Below are 1,444 nucleotides of genomic sequence, written 5' to 3'. Positions count from 1 at the left end.
TTGATACTTTGATATCTTGTCTTTCTTACTTTAACATGCCTGTGATCTTGCTTAATGAGGTTGCTCAGATATTTCGATATATGTCTTATCAATACGCCATTTGTAATACACTTTTTCTTCTAAATTTGATATGAAATTGGAGTATATTCTTGAACCCAACGGCTATAGTGATGATATCATTGTTAAACTGTTTATATCTAAAATAATTCATATAGAAGCCTCTTTTTGTCAAAATTACACTATAAAATCAACTTTGCAACAGAACAACAGATGGTATAATAGTGTAGTCGTCTTAACTTCCGGCGATATTTTCGACGGAAGGAGGTGCTTAATATGTATGTAATCTTCGTTCACATCATTGCACCAGTCATTAGTGGCTGTGCAGTTGCGTACTTTACTTACTGGCTTAGTAGTAAACGTAATAAATAGAAGGCGACGTTAAGCCGCATCAAAAATCCCCTCACTACCGCAAATAGTGAGGGGATTGGTGCATATATGCATATAATCTTCGTTAAGTAAATTATAACATTATAGTAGTTAGGAATGCAAAACTATAATATTTCCCCAATGTGTTTACGAAATTTGTAAAAAGAACCGTAGGTCTCTTCTGATTTATGGAGTTTCGCCGTGCCAAGATATTAACTACATGTTGGTCAATTAAGATAATATCAATTGTTAAAATGATATTCAGTTGACTTTCCTAAATTTGCAACAGAACCAAAATTTTGATGATTTACGAGTTAGAGTATTTATGGTATATTATCATACCTATTGAACTACTAGCAATTATTTCGACTAAAAAAACAATATTTGTTTAGATATTGAAGATGATATATAATGAACTTGCATATGTAAGCTCCAGTTGTTTTGGGAACTTATCCTGAAAGGTACTGGGCTTTTTTTATGTAAAAAATTGTTTCAATGATGAGTGACAATTTAAATAGATGTACCATTATGATCATTTTTATTATGGACCATATGTTTAATTTTTTGTACAAAGTGTGGCTTTCTTAAAAATTAAAGGCATTTTTGAAAATAAAAAGAGAAATTAGAGTCAAAAATAAGCTTGACCATACTACAGTAGTAAAAGAAATAATTCATAATATGTCAGATGACATCCAATAGGATGAAGATGTTGTGCTGTGATAATGATATTCGAATGTTATGACTACGTTATAACGTGTGATACGCTTATACTAAAGGGAGTGATGATACATGAGAACATTATCAAAAGTTATAAAAAATGGGAACAGCCAAGCAATCAGTTTAAATAAATCCATCTTAAATGAAGCAGGTTTAAACATTGGGGATTCTTTAAATGTAGAAATAAACGAGGGCGTAGTTAAGTTTACAAAAAGAGAAAAATCAATTATCGATGAAATTTATGACTTTTATCGTAATGGTGGTCACTATGATGAAAAAGAAATTGATTTTGGAGATGAAG

2 protein-coding genes and 2 pseudogenes are annotated in these 1,444 nt (G+C 30.8%); 2 read left to right on the top strand and 2 right to left on the bottom strand.

Going from position 1 to position 1,444, the window contains the following annotated elements; translation table 11 throughout:
• Positions 1-77 (bottom strand): annotated as a pseudogene (locus HMPREF2937_RS14255) (IS6 family transposase); the annotation flags it as partial.
• Positions 70-211, bottom strand: a pseudogene (locus HMPREF2937_RS13280) (IS6 family transposase); the annotation flags it as partial. The pseudogenes HMPREF2937_RS13280 and HMPREF2937_RS14255, both read right to left, overlap by 8 nt.
• Positions 212-333: 122 nt before the next feature.
• Between HMPREF2937_RS13280 and HMPREF2937_RS13480 the strand changes: the two are divergent.
• Together HMPREF2937_RS13480 and HMPREF2937_RS08075 are read left to right on the top strand one after the other, a co-directional pair.
• Complete coding sequence (locus HMPREF2937_RS13480) at positions 334-429, top strand: type I toxin-antitoxin system Fst family toxin (RefSeq protein WP_138108223.1); 96 nt, start codon at positions 334-336, stop codon at positions 427-429.
• A gap of 786 nt (positions 430-1,215) precedes the next feature.
• The coding region (locus HMPREF2937_RS08075) for an AbrB/MazE/SpoVT family DNA-binding domain-containing protein (protein WP_070864365.1) at positions 1,216-1,444 on the top strand (229 nt) is incomplete at its 3' end.

Source organism: Staphylococcus sp. HMSC061G12, from assembly GCF_001838465.1.
Taxonomy (GTDB): Bacteria; Bacillota; Bacilli; order Staphylococcales; family Staphylococcaceae; genus Staphylococcus; species Staphylococcus simulans.
Note: the sequence above shows the minus strand (reverse complement) of the source record. Positions and strands in the feature narration are given on the sequence as shown.

Bases quoted from the DNA above. Each gene is read 5' to 3' on its own strand.
- HMPREF2937_RS13480 (WP_138108223.1), top strand. From the start codon at position 334: ATGTATGTAATCTTCGTTCACATCATTGCACCAGTCATTAGTGGCTGT.